The organism is Streptomyces sp. BR123, from assembly GCF_013401435.1.
Taxonomy (GTDB): domain Bacteria; phylum Actinomycetota; class Actinomycetes; order Streptomycetales; family Streptomycetaceae; genus Streptomyces.
The window spans coordinates 1-1,659 of sequence record NZ_JACBGN010000576.1 but is presented as its reverse complement, the minus strand read 5'-3'; the positions used below and the strand labels follow the sequence as shown (position 1 = coordinate 1,659).

Genomic DNA, 1,659 nt, shown 5'->3' with positions numbered 1-1,659 from the left:
GGGCGAGGGGTAAGGCGGGGCGGCAGGGCTCCGGCTCCGCGTTACGTCAGCCGTCCGTTGTCAGCCGGTTCGCTCCGCTCGGAGGTGTGCCAGCTCGTCCTCGTGTCGTCGCAGGGTCAAGGCCACCGTGCCCGTCGTGTACTGGAAGGCGCCGGCCGCGGCCAGCGGGATGGAGAGGGTGAGGAGGGCGAGCAGGTCGGCCGGGTCCCGTTCGGTGGCGCAGCGTTCTCCCTCGGTGGCCGCGTACGAGCGCCTCTTGCTGTCGCCTTCGTCGTAGAAGACGGGGGAGGCGCAGTCGATGGAGTGTCCGGAGCCGTAGTTGACGGTGAAGGGGGCGAGTAGCTGGTAGCCGAGCCAGAGCCAGATGGCGCCTGCGGCGATGAGGAGGTACACCCCCACGGTGCGCTTGCGGTCCGCACGTTCGCGGAAGGTCGTCTCGTGCGCCTCTGCTGTCATGTGCGCCGAATCTAGTCGAGCGGCAGAGGTGGTTGCCGCTCGTTTCCGTTGCCGAATCAGTCATGGAAGGGGCAAGAGCGCTCACATAGGGATCTATTGGTGTGTAGCGTGAAACGGTCGGCTTCCGCTGGGTGTTCTGTCGTCGTGGCGGTTGAAGTCGAGACGAATGGTGTGTCACATCTCCTGGGGCGCCGGTGAGTCGCCTTCGAATACCTGATAGACAGTGAATATTCACGGCTCGACCCGCCGTACTTCTTGCCGGCCGCCTTGGGGGATCGCCGCACTGTGAAGCCGCTTCACCGCCACCTCGTCAACACCTCGCGCAAGGTCCTGTGCACGGCCGCGCTCGCGGCCAGCCTGACGACCGCCGCCGTGGTGACCAACCCGCCCACCGCCGACGCGGGCGAGTCCGAGCCCACCCCGGACAGCCCCCAGGCCACCGACCGCGGCGACGCCCGCCTGGATCTGCCCGACGACCTCGCCGACCCGGCGGTGCCGCCGGCCGCCGGTGCGGGCGAGAGCGCCAGCGGCATCCCCGCGACCGCTCTCGACGCCTACAAGCGCGCGGAGACCGCGGTGGCCGCCGCGCTGCCGAAGTGCAAGCTGCCCTGGCAGCTCCTCGCGGGCATCGGCCGGGTCGAGTCCGTCCACGCCTCCGGCTACGGCCTCAAGACCGACGGGTACACCGAGAAGCCGATCCGCGGCCCGCAGCTGAACGGCCAGGGCTTCGCGGAGATCAAGGACACCGACAAGGGCGAGTTCGACGGGGACGCGGCCTACGACCGGGCCGTCGGCCCGATGCAGTTCATCCCCTCCACCTGGGCCACCTGGGGTGCCGACGGCAACGGCGACTCCAAGCGCGACCCGAACAACATCTACGACGCCGCCCTCGGCGCCGGCCTGTACCTGTGCGCGGGCGACCGCAACCTCTCGGACCAGGCGCAGCTGGACAAGGCGATCCTCAGCTACAACAACTCCCGCGAGTACGTGAACACCGTGCTCGGGTACATGAAGCAGTACCAGAGCGGTACGGGCGAGGTGCCCAACCCGCCGTCCGGGACCTATCCGACGCCCACCAACCCGGTGCTGCCGACGCCGCGCCCCACCACCCCCACGCAGACGAAACCGTCGACCGGCACGGGGACTTCCACGGGCTCGCCCTCGAAGCCGTCGACGAACCCCACCACCCCGACGAACCCCACC

Annotated in this window: 2 protein-coding genes; one reads left to right on the top strand and one right to left on the bottom strand. The window is 69.4% G+C overall.

Annotated elements, in window-relative coordinates:
- Positions 1 to 60: 60 nt before the first annotated feature.
- Entirely contained in the window at positions 61 to 456 is a 396-nt protein-coding gene (locus HYE82_RS36380) for a hypothetical protein (RefSeq protein ID WP_179178493.1), read from the bottom strand.
- 285 nt (positions 457 to 741) lie between these two features.
- On the opposite strand from HYE82_RS36380, the gene HYE82_RS36375 reads away from it, so the two are divergent.
- Positions 742 to 1,659: lytic transglycosylase domain-containing protein (locus tag HYE82_RS36375; RefSeq protein ID WP_369009826.1), on the top strand; the 918-nt coding region annotated here is incomplete at its 3' end.